The organism is Mucilaginibacter sp. SMC90, assembly GCF_022811725.1.
Classification (GTDB): Bacteria; Bacteroidota; Bacteroidia; order Sphingobacteriales; family Sphingobacteriaceae; genus Mucilaginibacter.
In genome coordinates, this window is the sequence record NZ_CP094527.1 from 1,293,470 (window position 1) to 1,311,113 (window position 17,644).

Consider the following 17,644-nt stretch of genomic DNA (forward strand, 5'->3'; position numbering starts at 1 on the left):
TCTTCAGAACAAAATTACCGCCAATTTCTTCAATTATAAGCTCTCAGGTCTTCATCCTTTGGTACTCAAATAGTACATTTGTTAAAACTGATCTTGCTATTTTTATGAAGAAATTTTCCTTACTATTTTCTGCAGTGTTGCTGTGCGCGCAAGTAAAAGCGCAGGACTCATTAGCTATCCGCAAAATGTACGATGAAGCATTGGTTAACGGCCAGTGTTATGAAAACCTGCGTTACCTGTGTAAAAATATTGGCCAGCGTATAAGCGGTTCGGCCAATGCGCAAAAGGCAGTTGACTGGAGCAAGAAGCTGATGGATAATTACGGCTTTGACAAAGTTTACCTGCAGGAAGTTATGGTACCGCATTGGGTACGTGGAGCAAAGGAAGAGGCTGCTATTATTGATGGCCAAACCCGCATTCCGGTTCCAATTGTTGCGTTAGGTATGAGTGTAGCTACGCCTAAAGCTGGCATTACTGCCAATGTTATAGAAGTTAAGAGTATAAAAGAACTTGAATCCCTGGGCGAAAATGTGGTAAAAGGAAAGATAGTTTTCTTTAACCGGGCTTTCGACCCGCGTTTTATTGAAACGGGGGCAGCCTATGGTAATGCAGGCGATCAACGTTTTATGGGGCCGGCTGTAGCGGCTAAGCTTGGTGCGGCAGGTGTAATTGTACGCTCCCTTACCGAAATTATTGACGATTATCCGCATACTGGTGCTACGCTTGCTACCCCCGGTAGTAAAATCATTCCGGCCGCGGCTATCTCTACAAAAGCAGCTAATAAGTTGAGCGCTATGCTTAAGCTTAGGAAATTCCCGGCGGCTAAATTCTACTTTAAACAAAATTGTGAGTTGTTGCCTGATGTAAAATCGTACAATGTTATAGGCGAGATAACGGGTTCTGAAAATCCTAATAAATTTATCACTGTTGGCGGTCACCTGGATTCATGGGACCTTGCCGAAGGAGCGCATGACGATGGTACAGGTGTAATGCAGTCGGTTGAAGTGCTGCGGATTTTTAAAGCCGTGGGATATAAACCTAAAAATTCAGTACGTGCGGTATTTTTTATGAATGAAGAGAACGGTCATAAAGGTGGTACAAAATATGCCGAACTGGCTGCCCAAAATAAAGAACAGCATATCGCAGCTATTGAAACAGATGAAGGCGGTTTTACCCCTCGTGGTTTTAGCTTTGCTGATGTATCAAAAGATTTTATCAAAAGGATAAATGATAACTTCAAATCAATACTGGAGCCTTACGATGTTGATAAGTTAACCATTGGTGGTGCCGGCACTGATATTGAACCGATGAAAGAAACTTTGCCCGGCGTTATATTGATCGGGTTTCGCCCGGATTCACAAAGATATTTTGACTTGCATCATACTGCTAAAGACGTTTTTGAAAACGTTAACAAGCGTGAGCTTGAACTTGGTGCAGCTGGTATGGCGGCATTTATATATCTGATTGATCAGCACGGATTATAATGAACCATGATTTTTAGGATTGGAAGATGACCATGATGTTCGTTCATTACGGTGCCCAGACTTACGAAGTTTTTAAAACTTCGTAAGTCTTCATCTCATGGCAATCCTCTAATCCTATTAATCAAGGTTCAAAAAAATAGCTACCTTTGCGGCACATCAAAAAAACACTCACAGTGACCGGAGAAGGCGATAGTAAACCCCAAAAAGTAGACTCCTTTGCAGCATTGCGTTATAAAGATTTCAGATCTTACATAGGCATGCGCTTTTGTTTCACCTTTGCATATTCCATGCAAGCCGTAGTACTCGGCTTTTATATTTATAGCATCACCCATAGTAAAATTGCCTTAGGCCTTATTGGTCTTTGTGAGGCAATACCTGCTATAGGCATTGCACTATATGGCGGCTATATCGCCGATAAATCAGAAAAACGTAAAATGCTTTTGCTGATCTTCAGTGGTGTTTTACTTACATCGTTAGTTATGTTTACCGTTACGCTTAGCAGTATGAGCGGTATTATACATACGGGATGGATAGTGCCGATCATGTATGCCATGATATTTTGTAACGGTATTGCGCGTGCTTTTTATGGTCCGGCTACATTTACAATTTATGCTAATAGCATCCCTAAAGAATTATATCCTAACGGCAGCACCTGGAGCAGCAGCAGCTGGCAGGTGGCATCTATTTTGGGGCCGGCAGCCGGAGGTTTGATATACGGTTACGCTGATAAAGTGATACCCGGTTTAAGCGGTATTACTGCTACCTTTAGCTGTATCCTGTTTTTACTATTGGTATCGCTGGTATTGGTTTATATGCTCAGGAAATATCCCGCGCAATATATCCCTAAAGAAAGTATCTGGAAAAGCCTCTCGGAAGGGATCCATTTTGTGTTTGGCAATAAAATGATGATCGGCGCTATGAGCCTTGACCTCTTCTCGGTATTTTTTGGTGGTGCGGTAGCTTTACTACCGGTTTTTGCAAACGAAATATTGAAAGTAGGTGCCGAGGGACTGGGTATTATGAGGGCTATGTCCTCGTTGGGAGCAGTGTTGACCATGCTGGTAATGACGCGTTTTTCGCCGATGGGAAAACCATGGCGTAATTTGCTTATCGCGGTTACCGGTTTCGGAGCTTCTATTATCTGCTTTGGTCTGTCAACCAATTTCTACCTGTCGCTGCTGTTTATTTTTACCGAAGGTGCTTTTGATAGTATCAGCGTTATTATTCGTGGTACGTTGATGCAGCTTTTAACGCCTGATCATATGCGCGGCCGGGTTTCGGCAGTTAACCAGATGTTCATAGGCTCATCAAACGAGATTGGTGCTTTTGAATCGGGTACAGCAGCGCAATTGCTGGGCACAGTTCCTTCAGTATTGTTTGGTGGCAGCATGACCATGATCATTGTTGGCATTACTTATCTCAAGACTAAAAAACTGATTCCGCTATCCCTGCAGCAGATCCATGCGCCGGGCGAAGAGGGAATAAAGGAAGGATAAGAGTGATAAAAGCAAACTCAAAAAGTGTCATTTCGATAGAGCAGGGCAGGGATAGCGCGCCGGGGCGAAAGAGAAATCTTGTACGCGTGGCAAAGCAGCCTTGCTTGTTGGCTTAATAGGGTGTATAAGATTTCTCAACGTTCCTCGTTTCGAAATGACATCTTTTTAATGTTTTTGTCCCGCTTGCTACCATGAATTTTTCATGTAGTCAACATTATTTTTAACCTATCCCCTTGTTTTGCTGGGATATAAATTCACATCTTTACGCTGCCGAAAAACGGCACAAGCAACCAATAAACAATCAAACAAAACAACTCACCCTTACAACAATGAAAAAGGTAATATTAGTAACAGGAGCATCTTCTGGTATTGGCCTGGCTTGTGCCAACGCGCTGCAGGCAGCAGGTCATACTGTTTACGGTTCATCGCGTAATCTCGACCGTATGAAATCCGTATCATTTAAGCCTGTTCAGCTTGATGTGACTGACGATGCTTCGGTAAAAGCTGCTATCGACACCATTATTAAAGCCGAAGGTAAAATTGATGTATTGGTGAACAATGCCGGCAACGGTGTAACAGGTCCGGCGTATGCCATGCCGGTTGAAAGTGCCAAGCAGCAGTTTGAGGTTAACTTTTTTGGTGTGATCCGTGTTAGCTCAACAGTATTGCCTGGAATGATTGAAAAAGGACAAGGACTTATTGTGAATATTTGTTCACTGGCCGGTCTGTTCGGTTTGCCATACCAGGGTATGTACAGTGCCTCAAAGTATGCTATTGAGGGTTACTCGCAAAGTTTGCGGATGGAACTGCGTAACACTGGTGTTAAAGTAACCTTGCTTAACCCGGGCGACTTTAAATCTGATTTTAGTCAGAACCGCGCTAAAGTGAAGTTTCCCATCAAAAACGATAAGCTGGAAACTGAATACAATGCCGCAGTTGCAGCCATGGAAAAAGACGAAAGCATTGCCCCAAGCCCTGAATCATTAGCCAAAAAACTGGTTTCGATAGTAGGTTCATCAAGCCCTAAACACCGTTATCTGGTTGGGCAGGTTGGCCAAACTATTGTGCCTACTCTTAAAGCGATATTGCCGGGTGGTTTGTTCGAGAAATTGATGAATGACCATTACGGGATAAAATAAGATTTTGGTATCATACATAAACAATAAAGCCACTCAAAACAGGGGGGGCTTTATTGTTTTAATGTTTTATTCAAACCATTCCCTGCCGTTATCCAGCCGAACAAGCATATCAAAAAAGGAAGTTCCTATCTCAATAAAATACTCCGTTTCCATACTGATAAGGTCTGAGAGAATTATGCGATGAGTACCATCGCTTAGAAACTCGATGCCTATAAACTCGCCCCCGCCGTTACTCCCAATGCCGAAAACATCAGGGAGATATTCAGTAATGTCATATCCTTTGTTTATTTCTAAAAGTTCATCGGCCTTCCAAAATTGTACGTATTCGCTGCCAATAGGCCCCTCAAACGGTTCGTAGTTTTCCAGGTAAAATTTGTAATCCTCGGGCAATTGAAAGGGGATGGCTTCTAAAATACCCTGTTCCAAAGGTTGAGGCCTTCGTTCAAACTTGTATTTGTTTAATAGGTATTCAGGATTTTCCATTTTATTTAAATGGATTTTTGGGAGAACTCATTTAAGCATAAATACATAGGCCGCATCATTTAATTTATGATACGGCTTTAGACAGGCTCTTACACCGTCAACTTCTTATACTTAATCCTTTTCGGAGCCACATCGCCCAGACGTTTCTTCCTGTTTTCTTCGTAATCGGAATAGTTTCCTTCAAAGAAGTAAACCTGTGAGTTACCTTCAAAGGCCAGGATGTGGGTACAGATACGGTCGAGGAACCAGCGGTCGTGACTGATCACTACGGCGCAGCCGCCAAAGTTCTCCAGCGCTTCTTCCAGTGCACGCAGTGTATTTACGTCGATGTCGTTGGTAGGCTCATCCAGCAGCAATACGTTCGATCCTTTTTTTAGAGTGATAGAAAGGTGCACACGGTTACGTTCACCACCTGATAGTACACCTACTTTTTTCTGCTGATCGGCACCGTTAAAGTTAAACTTGGATACGTATGCCCTTGAATTGAGCGGACGGTTACCAACCATAATAGTTTCCAAACCGCCGGTTACGTTTTCCCAAACAGATTTGTTAGGGTCAAGATCGTCATGCATCTGGTCAACATAACCTAAAGCTACCGTTTCGCCCACACGGAAGGTACCGGCATCCGGCTGGTCCTGTCCGGTGATTAAACGGAACAGTGTGGTTTTACCGGCACCGTTAGGGCCGATGATACCAACTATACCGGCCGGAGGTAAGGAGAAGCTCAGGTTATCGAACAATAATTTATCGCCATATGATTTGCTTACGCCGTTGGCTTCAATTACCACATTACCTAAACGTGGCCCCGGCGGAATAAACAGCTCCAGCTTTTCTTCGCGTTCTTTTGTTTCTTCGGATGCCAGTTTTTCGTAATTGCCTAAACGGGCTTTTGACTTGGCGTGGCGGCCTTTAGGGCCCATGCGTACCCATTCAAGTTCGCGCTCCAAAGTCTTCTGACGTTTGCTCTCGCTCTTTTCTTCCTGTGCCAAACGCTTGGCTTTCTGATCTAACCATGAGGAATAATTTCCTTTCCATGGGATACCTTCTCCACGGTCAAGCTCAAGGATCCAGCCTGCAACATTGTCGAGGAAATACCTGTCGTGCGTTACTGCGATAACTGTTCCTTTATATTGTTGTAAATGTTGTTCCAGCCAATCAATTGATTCTGCATCCAAGTGGTTGGTAGGCTCATCGAGTAACAGAACATCCGGCTCCTTTAATAACAGGCGGCATAAAGCCACACGGCGGCGCTCACCTCCCGATAGTACTGAAATTTTAGTATCAGGTTCCGGGCAGCGGAGGGCATCCATAGCGCGTTCCAGTTTGCTATCCAATTCCCATGCGTTCACGGCATCAATCTGGTCCTGCAGTTCGCCCTGACGGTTCATGAGTTTTTCCATGGCGTCGGCATCCTCGTAATACTCAGGCAAACCAAATTTTTCGTTGATCTCCTCGTATTCCTTTAATAAGGCGGTAGTTTCAGCAACACCTTCCTCAACTATTTCCCGTACTGTTTTTTCAGGATCAAGTTCGGGTTCCTGGCTCAGGTAGCCAACGGTATAACCCGGCGAAAATACCACTTCGCCTATATTGGTTTTATCAATGCCTGCAATGATCTTGAGCAATGACGATTTACCGGAACCGTTTAAGCCGATAACGCCGATTTTAGCGCCGTAAAAAAACGACAGGTATATGTTTTTTAATACTGTTTTTTGCGGGGGATAAACTTTGCTAACCCCGGCCATTGAAAAAATTATCTTTTCGTCTGCCATTATAATTGATCGATAAATAGAAATTCAAATATGGCTAAAATAGATGAAAAGGAGGCTTCAGAATAAATGATTAGGAGTAGTAATTTTAAGCTGATTTTTGAGTTATAATGTTAATTTAAATTTAATTGAACCTTAAGTGAAGAGGCACAACCATCATCCTGCGTTCCCCGTATATAGTTATATGACGATAATTACAGGCTAATGCCTAATTGTCATGTTTATGACGAAATGCCTTAAATGGTGGAAATGTTATTAAATATTTGAAATTTGTTTAAACTTTTTTAGGATATTTATATCAAACAGGTAAGTTTCGTTCGTATATTGTAAAAAAAATGCTTGTTAACTGGCTTTTTAGATAAAAACTATTGATTGATGCCAAACTTTGATACATTGCGTATCATAACAATGTCTGTTTCTGCAAAGCTTTAAATGTTGGCAATATTGTTGATGAAAGTAAAACAGGCGTCGTAATTTGTAAAAACATAATTTATACATTAGGGCGTTCAATATTAAGAAAGGTATATATGGAAGCTAAATTTTCGCCGAGGGTAAAAGATGTTATTCAATATAGCAGGGAAGAGGCATTACGTCTTGGGCATGACTATATAGGTACTGAACATCTTTTGCTTGGGCTTATCCGCGATGGGGATGGTGTAGCAATTAAATTGCTGAAGGGATTGAACGTTGATACCGCAAAACTTCGCCGCGCCGTTGAGGATGCAGTAAAGGGAACTATTGGAACAAACGTACATATCGGCAGCATCCCGTTAACAAAACAGGCCGAGAAAGTATTAAAGATAACTTATCTGGAAGCCAAAATATTTAAAAGCGATGTGATCGGTACAGAGCACCTGCTGCTGTCTATCCTTCGCGATGAGGACAACATTGCCTCACAGATACTGGTACAGTTTAATGTGAACTACGAAGTATTTAAGGGTGAAGTTGAATCACATAAAAACGATGTTACTGACGAAATGCCGGGATCACCTACAGGTGGCGATGACGACTTTAAAGAAGAAGAGTCATTTAGTCAGCCTAAAAAGGTATCTGACATTAAATCGAAAACACCGGTGCTTGATAACTTTGGCCGCGATTTAACCCGCGCCGCCGAAGACGGCAAGCTTGACCCTATTGTTGGTCGTGAAAAAGAGATCGAAAGGGTATCACAAATTCTATCGCGCCGTAAAAAGAACAACCCTATATTAATAGGTGAGCCGGGTGTAGGTAAATCGGCCATTGCCGAAGGTCTTGCATTACGCATTGTTCAGCGCAAAGTATCACGTGTATTGTTCAATAAGCGTGTAGTTACACTTGATTTAGCCTCATTGGTTGCCGGTACCAAATACCGCGGCCAGTTTGAAGAGCGTATGAAAGCGGTAATGAACGAGTTGGAAAAATCACCTGATGTAATTTTATTTATTGACGAGATCCATACTATAGTAGGCGCTGGCGGTGCTTCAGGTTCGCTTGATGCATCGAACATGTTCAAACCAGCTTTGGCGAGAGGAGAGATACAATGCATTGGCGCAACCACCTTAGATGAATATCGCCAGTACATTGAAAAGGATGGTGCTTTGGACCGTCGTTTCCAAAAAGTAATGGTTGAGCCGGCTACGCCGACTGAAACTATCGAGATCCTGAACCGCATTAAGGATAAATATGAAGAACACCACGGTGTTACTTATACTCCTGAAGCTATTAACGCTTGCGTTAACTTAACCACCCGTTACATTACCGACAGGTTTTTACCGGACAAGGCTATCGATGCGCTTGACGAAGCAGGTTCACGTGTTCACTTAACCAATATCCACGTGCCTCAAAACATTTTGGATATTGAGCAAAAGATCGAACAGATCAAGATTGAGAAAAACAAAGTTGTTCGCAGTCAGAAATATGAAGAAGCTGCGCAGTTGCGTGATACAGAAAAGAATTTGTTAGTTGAGCTTGACCAGGCAAAAGCTGTTTGGGAAGCCGAAACAAAATCAAAACGTTACACCGTAACTGAAGATAACGTTGCTGAGGTAGTATCTATGATGACCGGCATCCCTGTACAACGTGTAGGTCAGGCCGACAGTCAGAAATTGCTGAACATGGCTGATACCGTTGCCAGCAAGATCATTGGCCAGGACGAAGCTATCAAAAAGTTAACCCGTGCTATACAGCGTACCCGTGCAGGTTTGAAAGATCCTAAAAAACCTATCGGTTCATTCATCTTCTTAGGCCCTACAGGTGTTGGTAAAACGGAGCTTGCCAAAGAGCTTGCCCGCTTTATGTTTGACACTGAGGATGCCCTGATCCAGATTGACATGAGCGAATACATGGAGAAATTTGCTGTATCCCGTTTAGTGGGTGCGCCTCCGGGCTACGTAGGCTACGAAGAAGGTGGACAGTTGACTGAAAAAGTACGCCGTAAACCATATGCTGTAGTGTTACTTGATGAGATTGAAAAAGCTCACCCTGATGTATTTAATATCCTGTTACAGGTATTGGATGAAGGCCAGCTTACCGATTCATTAGGCCGTAAGGTTGATTTCAGGAACACCATCATCATCATGACATCTAACATCGGTGCCCGCCAGTTGAAAGACTTTGGCCAGGGTGTAGGTTTCAGCACTAACGCTAAAACTTTACAGGCCGAAAGCCACTCACGCGGTGTTATCGAAAACGCTTTGAAACGTGCTTTTGCACCTGAGTTCTTAAATCGTATTGATGATGTTATCGTATTTAATTCATTAGGAAAAGACGAGATCTTCAAGATCATCGATATTGAGCTTGCTTACCTGTTTAGCCGTGTAAATGGCTTAGGTTTCAAGATCGAGCTTACCGAAGCTGCTAAAGATTTCATTGCCGATAAAGGTTACGATTCGCAATTTGGTGCAAGGCCGCTTAAACGCGCCATCCAGAAATACCTGGAAGATCCGATTGCCGAAGAGATCCTGAAAGGTGAATTAGCCGAAGGTGACGTAATGGTAGTTGATTTTGATACTGAAACCAAAGAGATCAAAATCACCGACAGGAAAGGCGAAAGCAAAAAACCTGAGCAGGAAGAGCAAAAGTAATTTTGTAATACTGTAAGTAATATTAAAGCCCCGTTTCGAGAAACCGAAACGGGGCTTTTTGTTTGGAGATTAGCCACTGGACTTAACGGATTGCATAAAAAAACGTCATTGCGAGGAACGAAGCAATCCCAAACGGTACAGAGAGACTTGCATAGCCCCTCTGCAAATCGGGGATTGCTTCGTTCCTCGCAATGACGATTTGGGGTACAATAGCAAAGGACATTTATAATCTACTTCCTTTCCACCTCCGGCTCGTAATCAACTGGCAGCATTTCGGCAACGCGGCTTACGCCCCAATCACCTTCGTAGATAATGGCATGAGGATTTGCTATGATTCCGTTATTGTCAAAAAAAGCATGAGGCTCTTCAAATGAGACGATAGTTGTGGCATGGTTAGGCATATCGAGAGCCTGGATAGAACTGGTTGACGGATCCTGCTCTTTTTTTGTATACATGATATACAGGCAGTCGGTAAAAGTTATGGCAAAAAGTCCCTCCCGATCTGTTAAATTAAAAAATTCGTTCCTGTTTAGCGGCTTATTGACAAGGCTTTGATGGTACTTATTGTTTGATCCGCCCCGGTAACCAGGATTGGGATCACGGATCAGGCGCATTACTACAAAGTTTTCGGCTGTAAGATTGTCTTTAATAGCCGACCGGTAAAAATGCATGCTGGAACCAAGGTATGCGGTTTGCCGCCGTTTATGCCATTTTTGTTTTTGTCTTTCGGTTCCCGGCAGATCTTCGAACGTGGAAATACCTTCATAGTATAGCATAACCCTGGGGATATTGTAGTTAAAGTTGGTTACCTTATACCTGATATGATAACCTAAAGCTTTGTTTTCAATTTCCAGAAAATCATGCGACGATGCTTTTAGTATATTAGTAATATCATCATATTCGAAATCAAGCACATCCGAGTTCAGGATTTTGCATTGAGCGGCGTTTTTCGAGCTCCCAAGAAATTGTTGCCTGAATATACTGTAGTATCTTTCACGGTTAGGGTCGGGCCTGATCTTTACCTCGTTTAACTGGAAGGTTTTAGGGATAATGCTGATGGTACCTAAATTGATATTGGTACTGCCTGCCTGCAGGCTATGGGTATAAGTTTCGTAGCCTACAATAGATACGATAAAATCATACTTGCCTGGTTTCACGTTACTTAATGTAAAAGTGCCATCGTCGGCCGTTTTGTTGCCTACCTGGGCGTTGTTTAAAAATACACTGGCGTTAGGCACTGGTTTAGTATCGGTCATGTTTATCACCTTTCCGGTAATTTTTACCTGGGCCAAACTAACTATGGGTATTAGTAACAATAAAAACAACAAAGACTTACGCATAGTTAAAGTTAAACTAAAATTTTAGTTAATCAATATGGCGTTGTGAAAAATCATAGTAAATTATGATCCGAAATAAAATAATTTAAAAAGCGTTTAAACCTTTGAACAATTTTATGTTCATACAGTTATAATAACTAACGCAATACTTTATGAAAAAAATCTTGACTTTAATTTGCTGCACTATTGTACTTGCTGCAACATCATGTAAAAAGGAGTATGTAACCACCAGTCCAAGCGCTACAACTATTTTTGACACAACTCCAAATTTTGTATTGGACAATAGTATCAATGGTTACACCACAACCTTAGCAGTGCCTGAAATCACCGATTATTATAATAATCATGGTGCTGTATTAGTATACATAGAAGATAATGGCACTTATGAACAATTACCAGATGTATATGGTGGTATAAGCTATAGGTTTGTATACACCAAAGGTACACTGTATATTGATGCGCAAAACGCCGATGGAAGCCTACCTACAGGAAATGGTATTCCCGGCCCATTGAAACTTAAAATTGTTTTAGTGCCGTAAAGCAATTGAATTAACAAAAAAGGAGCCTTGCAAACGCAAAGGCTCCTTTTTTATTGAATAGCGATATTATATTATTTAGCCATCTGGTCAATAACTGCCTGGGTTACGCCGGTGAACGAGAAACCACCATCGTGATACAGGTTTTGCATAGTAACCATTTTGGTTAAATCGCTGAACATAGTTACACAGTAATCAGCACACTGATCAGCATCAGCATTACCCAGCGGGCTCATTTTTTCGGCAAATTCGATAAAGCCATCAAAACCTTTTACACCCGAACCTGCGGTAGTGCGGGTTGGCGACTGAGAAATGGTGTTAACACGTACCTTTTTAGCCATACCGTACTCGTAACCAAAGTTACGGGCAATGCTTTCCAATACTGCTTTGTTATCGGCCATATCATTGTAGCCAGGGAAATAACGCTGAGCAGCGATATAGCTTAAAGCCAGTACCGAACCCCATTCGTTAATAGCATCATGCTTCATAGCCGCTTGTAAGATGCGGTGAAGGCTTAAGGCCGATATATCAAACCCTTTGTGGGTAAAATCGTAGTTGTTTTCAAAGTAAGGGATGTTTTTGCGCACGTTAACGCTCATACCTATCGAGTGCAGGATGAAGTCAACCTTACCGCCAAAGTGTTCAAGTGTTTTAGTGAACAGATTGTTGATATCATCGCCATTGGTAACATCGGCACCAATAACAGGCGCGTTGCATTCTTCGGCCAGTTTATTGAGTTCGCCCATGCGTAAAGCAATGGGGGCATTTGATAATACAATTTCAGCACCTTCCTGTACGGCGCGTTGTGCCACCTTCCAGGCTATTGATTGCTCATTTAGTGCACCGAAAATGATGCCTTTTTTACCTTTTAATAAATTATAAGCCATTTGTTAAGTTTTTATAATTGAAGCAAAGTTATAATTATTTATCAGTTAGTATAAATTCAACCGAAACAGTTTGGGCCGCGGCAACCGGTCGACCGGTTTCAATGGCCGGTCGCCAGTGAGGCAGGGATTTTATGATGTTGATCAGTGCTTCTTCGCAGCCGTAACCTATGCCTTTCAGTATTTTAAAATTAACAGGGAAGCCATCTCTTTCAATCAGGAAACCCACCGTTACCATACCTTCAATATTGTTATCAATAGCTTTTTGGGGATAATGCAACTGCTGTTTTATCAGCTCAATAAAACGTTCGTTTCCGCCTTCAAATTTGGGAGGCGCTTGAAAACTAAACTTATCAATATTAGCAGTACTATAAGTTACATTAAATATTGGCGTTACTTTTTTGCGCTTACGAATTGCGGTAATAGCGATGGGATTTTGAGCGGTTATATCTATAGGGGGTAATGAGGTCAGATAAATGATCATATACCTGCTGCCTTTATTGTAAACCGGGACGGCATTATACAATACGCTTTCTTCAAAAGTTAGCGTATCATTAAACTTAGCTCCTTTTAATTCGAAATAACCGGTGGTATCGGTCATAGTGCCAAGGTGCCATGAAGGTGCTTCCATCCAGGTGTTGGTTGATTGTAAACCAATGTACCTAATGGGTTTACCCATCCTGTCGTAAATATACCCGCGCAGGTTAATAGTATCCCGTTTAATAATTGTATCAGGTTTACTTGTCTGGGCCAATAGCTTAAACGAAGCCAAAAGCATCATCGCACATAAAAATAATCTCATTGCGGTTTAGGTTATAATTGAGTGAGATTATATGCTCAGCAATTCTCTCGCATTTTGCAGCGCACTCTCGCCCGGTTTATCGCCACTCAACATCTTAGCAATTTCCAGCACGCGTTCATCATTGCTTAACTGTTTAATACGGGTAAAGGTAGCGGCCTCGCTATCATCTTTGTAAACAAAGTAATGGCTTTGGCCTTTGCTGGCAATTTGAGGCAGGTGCGTAATGGTGATCACCTGCAGGTTTTGAGCTAATCGTTCCATGATCACTCCAACCTTGTTGGCCACCTCGCCCGATACACCGGTGTCAATCTCATCAAAAATAATAGTAGGCAGGGCTGTGTATTGTGCCACGATGGATTTTATGCTCAGCATCAACCGTGAAAGCTCACCGCCCGAGGCTACTTTGCTCATCTCAGCCAAAGCATGGCCCTTATTGGCCGAAAACAAGAACTTGATGTTATCAATCCCCGTAGCCGTAAGCAAAGGAGCTTGCTCAGTAGCACCCCCTTTAGGGGGCGGGGGGGGCGTCAGGTGCTGCTCAATCTTCAGACTTGAACTTGCCATCCCCATTTCGGCCAGCGTAGCCAGCACCTGTTTTTCAATATCAGGAATAGCTTTTTTGCGATTGACTGATAATTGTGCTGCCAGTTTTTCCAGCTCAGCTTTATCGATGCCTATTTGTTTTTGCAGTTTCTCGATGGCTTCATCGCTGAACAAAGCCTGCTGGATCTTTTCAGATAGCTCGTCCTGGATCTGTAGCAATTCGGCATTGGTACTTACCCTGTGCTTTTTTTGCAGGTTGTAGATCATGCTCAACCGCGCGTTCACCTCTTCGGCGCGGGCTTCATCAATAAAAGTATGTTGCTCGATGGCATCAATTTCGGCGGCAACGTCTTTCAGTTCGATGATTGCGCTGTTGATGCGCTGATGCAGTTCGGCAGCGGCAGGGTTATATTTTTCTATCAAACCTAAAGCTTGCCCCGCCTCTTTTAGCTGGATCAATGCGGCAGCCTCCCCATCCTGCAAAAGATAGTTGGCGTTTAAAAGATTGCGCTTAATTTCTTCGGCATTGTTGAGCGTGTTGAGCTCCAGTTCCAAATGCTCCTGCTCGTCGGCAACCAGTGCTCCCTTTTCCAGCTCATCAAACTGAAACTGGAAATAATCCAGATCGGCCTTGGCTTTATCGCTTTCGGCAATCAGTTGGTTAAGCTTACTTAATGACTTCTTATAAGCGCGGAATTTGGTTTGATAATCAAAAAGCAAATCAGAATGACGGGCAACCGAATCAACCACCAATAGCTGGAACTCGGGATCGTTGATCTCTAATGTGGCATGCTGCGAATGGATATCGATCAGCTTTTCACCCAGTTGTTTCAGCGCGGTAAGGTTAACAGGCGTATCGTTCACAAAAGCGCGAGACTTACCATCGGCAGAAATTTCGCGGCGAAGCACGGTTTCTGTTTCGTAATCCAAATCGTTCTCCTCAAAAAAATCGGCTAAATGAAAGCCGCTGATCTTGAACGTACCTTCAATAACGCATTTCTTTTGCTGGTTAAAAAAATATTTGCTTTCGGCCCGTTGCCCCAAAATAAGCGAAAGGGCACCCAATATGATCGATTTACCTGCACCGGTTTCGCCGGTTAATATGTTCAGGCCGCTATCAAAACCTATCTCCAGGTTATCAATAAGCGCGTAATTATTAATGGTTAGCTTTTGAAGCATAAAAAAAGTGTCCTCATTTTATTGAGGACACTAAATTACAAATTAAGGCTCTTTAAAAAATATTTTTTAATACTGTTTGCTAATTTATTTAGTCTTGGTTGAGGTAAGCCGAAAGTCTTAAGTCTAAAGTTCGAAGTCGAAGCAGGACTTGAGACTTTGAACTTTAGACTTAAAACTTCTGACTCAATATCAGTTAGTCAGCGGTATCGGGTTTTATATCCTCCAGCTCGTCATTGTCAAACTTATAATCAAAGTCTTTATCCATTTTATCGCGGTACAGTTTCATTTTTTGTTTAAAGGCCGGGCTTTTCATATAGTCCTGCAGTTTTTTGCTGGCTTCTTTAAGCCTTTGTTGTGCAGCCCTTATTTCGGGACTGTCCTGGTAAACGCGCATTTGTTTGCCGATATTTTTCATATCTTCCTGTAGCTTCTTGATATCAGGATTATCATAAGCCAATCTCAGGCTATCGCCCATAGCCTGCATTCGGTTTCTTTTGGCGATAAATTCAGGCGAATCATAGCGGCTACGGATCTTTTGGCCAAGGGTTTTCAATAGTTCTGTCTGCTTCTTTACATCATCAGGAATCTTGCTTTGCAGCTCGTCCTGGTATTTTTTGTAGTTGGGGTCTCTATCGTCGTTATAGCCGTTGTAGCCACGGTTGTGAGGGATGCCATATTTTTTCTCCAGCTCGTCGTTCATTTTCTTAAAGTCGGGACTGCTGTAATAAGCACCTATCTTGCGGCCAATCTCACCCATCTGCTCGCTGGTTCTTTTGCTTTCAGATGTTTCACCATATTCCTTTTGGAAATCGTCGCCCATCTTTTGCATCTCCAGCTTCATTTTCTCCATGGCATCGGTGTTGTAATAAGCCTGCAAAGCTTTGCTTTTGGCTTCAATCATTTCCTGTTGCTTTTTGAAAGAGTCGCTGGCGTAGTATTTACCCATCAGTTCGCCTTGTTTGCTTACCTCGGCGCTTAGCTTTTCCAATTCAGCATCGTTAAAACCATCGTAGTTGAAAGACTCATGACGTTGCTTGGCCTTAACAATTTCGGCCTGGGTTTTCTTTTTATAGGTTACGGCTTTTTTGGCTTTTGCCTTGCGTACAGTATCCTCTACAAAAACGGCGTGCAGGGCAGCGGGAGCAGTTACTTTTTTAACAGTTAGCTTACCATCTTTTATAGTGGGATTTAGCCAGGCGATGCTGCTAACGCCGGCAGCCATTATGGCAATGGCCACAAGCAGGTGGCGGATATTGCCTATAGGTTTCTTTGTTTTCATGATGCGTTCAATTCTGTTTAATAAATGATATTTTTTGCCGTTAGCAGCCAGGGCCAGCTGTAAATGCTGCTGCCTGGTTTGCTCCAGTTTAAGGAGGGCGTGCGCATAAATGAGCGGTTGTTGCGTAGTTTGTACAACAAGGTCGTCGCAGCTGTTTTCACGCTCCTGGTTAATAATGCGGTTAATTAATTGGGCAAAGGGATTAAAGAATAACAGTATGGAAATAAATTGCTGCACCAGGTTAAGCAGGTAATCATTGCGCTTAATGTGCGATAGCTCGTGCAGTAAAATGGCTTCAACCTCGGTTGCCGATAAGTATGTAGTAAGGGTTATCGGCAACAAAATAATGGGGCTTAAAAAGCCAATCATGCAGGGGGCATCAACCATGCGGCTAAAGTTTACCCAAACATTTTTAGTAATGCCCAGCTTTTGGCAAAGGTCATCGGCAAAGTCCTGCAGCCTGTCGGCAGGTACCATAGTACGTTTTATCAGGCTGATCCTTTGCCAGCTTAAGCTTACCTTAAGCAGGTTAAACACCAATCCCGCAAAGTAAAGGGCCGATATATAGGGCAGGTAGCCTTTTATAACATATTCGTAATAGCTGTTTTGCGGTCTGGCTGCTACTTCATGCAGCGGCAGGTAGAAACGTGGTAATAAAGAGGGTGCATTGGCGGTTGTGTAATTGACCCACTCGTGCAGCCTGAACTGATGGATAAACGTGTATATAAACCAGGCGCTTAAAGTAAGCATAGCGCCCATAGCCCAATTATGCTTTTTAATGGCCGATAATTGCGGCGCGCAAATGAACACTAATCTTAAGGCGAACCATATGAGCAATCCCTGCCATAGCGATTGTAAAATGGTTACGCCTAACACCTGGCTTATATTATAGAATAAGTTTTCCATAACGTTTATTTTTTATCCTGATCAAATTGATTCAAAAAGTTTTTAATAGCGTCAATCTCGTCTTTTGATGCGCGGTGCTGGCCAAGCGCCTGGATCACCAAGTCGGAAGTGGAGCCTTTAAATACAGTAGACAAGATTTTATCCAAAGCGTTGCTTTGCGCCTGCTCCATTGTGAATAAAGCTTTGTATAAATGTGTTTTTGAAGTGGTGTCGCGCTCAACCATTCCTTTATCATGCATAATCTGCATGAGTTTTAAAGTAGTGGTGTAGCCGGCATCCTTTGTTTTAGAAAGCTCCTCATGAACTTCACGTACGGTGCATTGGCCCTTTTTCCAAATTACCTGTAAAATTTCAAGTTCGCTTTCTGTTGCTTTAATTTCCATCTGTTTCTCTATTACGAATTTCTTCGTACAAATATCTACGATGGTTTTCGTATTTGCAAGGGATTTGTGATTTTTTTAACAAATTTTAACGGTTGGGGAGGTGGTGAGTGGTTGATTGGGTTGATTAGGTGAGTGGTTGGATGAAGTCTGAACCTGGATTTGGGGGGATTTTTGAGATTTTATTGGATTTTTCTTGTATGATGTTGTCTGAACCTGAATTTTTTGAATTAAAGAATTTATGAAATTTGCTTATCGTTCAAAAATTCTGATCATTTCTTAATTCTAAAAATTCGGGTTCAGAAAAAAGAAAATCCTGCCCATCCCAAAATCTCCCCAAATCCCGGTTCAGACAAAATCCCAAA

13 protein-coding genes are annotated in these 17,644 nt (G+C 42.5%); 5 read left to right on the forward strand and 8 right to left on the reverse strand.

Annotated features, from left to right (window positions below; all coding sequences use genetic code 11):
• Positions 1 to 104: 104 nt before the first annotated feature.
• The 3 genes from MTO98_RS05740 to MTO98_RS05750 all read left to right on the forward strand — a co-directional run bounded on the left by MTO98_RS05740 (position 105) and on the right by MTO98_RS05750 (position 4,119).
• Positions 105 to 1,484 (forward strand): M20/M25/M40 family metallo-hydrolase, encoded by a 1,380-nt coding sequence (locus MTO98_RS05740; RefSeq protein WP_243485655.1) that lies wholly within the window; start codon positions 105 to 107, stop codon positions 1,482 to 1,484.
• 173 nt (positions 1,485 to 1,657) lie between these two features.
• Positions 1,658 to 2,980, forward strand: a complete 1,323-nt coding sequence (locus MTO98_RS05745) for an MFS transporter (protein ID WP_243485656.1) — start codon at positions 1,658 to 1,660, stop codon at positions 2,978 to 2,980.
• Between the two features lie 329 nt (positions 2,981 to 3,309).
• The gene (locus MTO98_RS05750) at positions 3,310 to 4,119 is read left to right on the forward strand and encodes an SDR family oxidoreductase (protein ID WP_243485657.1); all 810 of its coding nucleotides are present in this window, start codon (positions 3,310 to 3,312) and stop codon (positions 4,117 to 4,119) included.
• A gap of 66 nt (positions 4,120 to 4,185) precedes the next feature.
• On the opposite strand, the gene MTO98_RS05755 is transcribed toward MTO98_RS05750, so the two are convergent.
• Entirely contained in the window at positions 4,186 to 4,602 is a 417-nt protein-coding gene (locus MTO98_RS05755) for an SMI1/KNR4 family protein (protein WP_243485658.1), read from the reverse strand.
• A gap of 89 nt (positions 4,603 to 4,691) precedes the next feature.
• Positions 4,692 to 6,374: an energy-dependent translational throttle protein EttA gene (gene ettA / locus MTO98_RS05760; RefSeq protein ID WP_243485659.1), complete on the reverse strand. Its 1,683-nt coding sequence runs from the start codon at positions 6,372 to 6,374 to the stop codon at positions 4,692 to 4,694.
• A gap of 524 nt (positions 6,375 to 6,898) precedes the next feature.
• Between ettA and MTO98_RS05765 the strand changes: the two genes are divergently transcribed.
• Entirely contained in the window at positions 6,899 to 9,433 is a 2,535-nt protein-coding gene (locus MTO98_RS05765; RefSeq protein WP_243485660.1) for an ATP-dependent Clp protease ATP-binding subunit, read from the forward strand.
• A 230-nt stretch (positions 9,434 to 9,663) separates the two neighbouring features.
• Here the strand turns inward: MTO98_RS05765 and MTO98_RS05770 are convergent, their stop codons facing one another.
• On the reverse strand, positions 9,664 to 10,773 hold the full coding sequence (locus tag MTO98_RS05770) for a carboxypeptidase-like regulatory domain-containing protein (RefSeq protein WP_243485661.1): 1,110 nt from the start codon (positions 10,771 to 10,773) through the stop codon (positions 9,664 to 9,666).
• 149 nt (positions 10,774 to 10,922) lie between these two features.
• Between MTO98_RS05770 and MTO98_RS05775 the strand changes: the two genes are divergently transcribed.
• Positions 10,923 to 11,309, forward strand: a complete 387-nt coding sequence (locus MTO98_RS05775; protein ID WP_243485662.1) for a hypothetical protein — start codon at positions 10,923 to 10,925, stop codon at positions 11,307 to 11,309.
• A gap of 71 nt (positions 11,310 to 11,380) precedes the next feature.
• Here the strand turns inward: MTO98_RS05775 and MTO98_RS05780 are convergent, their stop codons facing one another.
• The 5 genes from MTO98_RS05780 to MTO98_RS05800 all read right to left on the reverse strand — a co-directional run bounded on the left by MTO98_RS05780 (position 11,381) and on the right by MTO98_RS05800 (position 17,282).
• Positions 11,381 to 12,193: an enoyl-ACP reductase gene (locus MTO98_RS05780; RefSeq protein WP_110586904.1), complete on the reverse strand. Its 813-nt coding sequence runs from the start codon at positions 12,191 to 12,193 to the stop codon at positions 11,381 to 11,383.
• 34 nt (positions 12,194 to 12,227) lie between these two features.
• The gene (locus MTO98_RS05785; protein ID WP_243485663.1) at positions 12,228 to 12,992 is read right to left on the reverse strand and encodes an energy transducer TonB; all 765 of its coding nucleotides are present in this window, start codon (positions 12,990 to 12,992) and stop codon (positions 12,228 to 12,230) included.
• Between the two features lie 27 nt (positions 12,993 to 13,019).
• Entirely contained in the window at positions 13,020 to 14,714 is a 1,695-nt protein-coding gene (gene recN / locus MTO98_RS05790) for a DNA repair protein RecN (RefSeq protein WP_243485664.1), read from the reverse strand.
• A 193-nt stretch (positions 14,715 to 14,907) separates the two neighbouring features.
• Positions 14,908 to 16,899 carry a M56 family metallopeptidase gene (locus MTO98_RS05795; RefSeq protein WP_243485665.1) on the reverse strand — a complete coding sequence of 664 codons (1,992 nt, stop codon included), beginning with the start codon at positions 16,897 to 16,899 and terminating at the stop codon, positions 14,908 to 14,910.
• A gap of 5 nt (positions 16,900 to 16,904) precedes the next feature.
• The gene (locus MTO98_RS05800; RefSeq protein ID WP_243485666.1) at positions 16,905 to 17,282 is read right to left on the reverse strand and encodes a BlaI/MecI/CopY family transcriptional regulator; all 378 of its coding nucleotides are present in this window, start codon (positions 17,280 to 17,282) and stop codon (positions 16,905 to 16,907) included.
• Between the last annotated feature and the right edge of the window lie 362 nt (positions 17,283 to 17,644).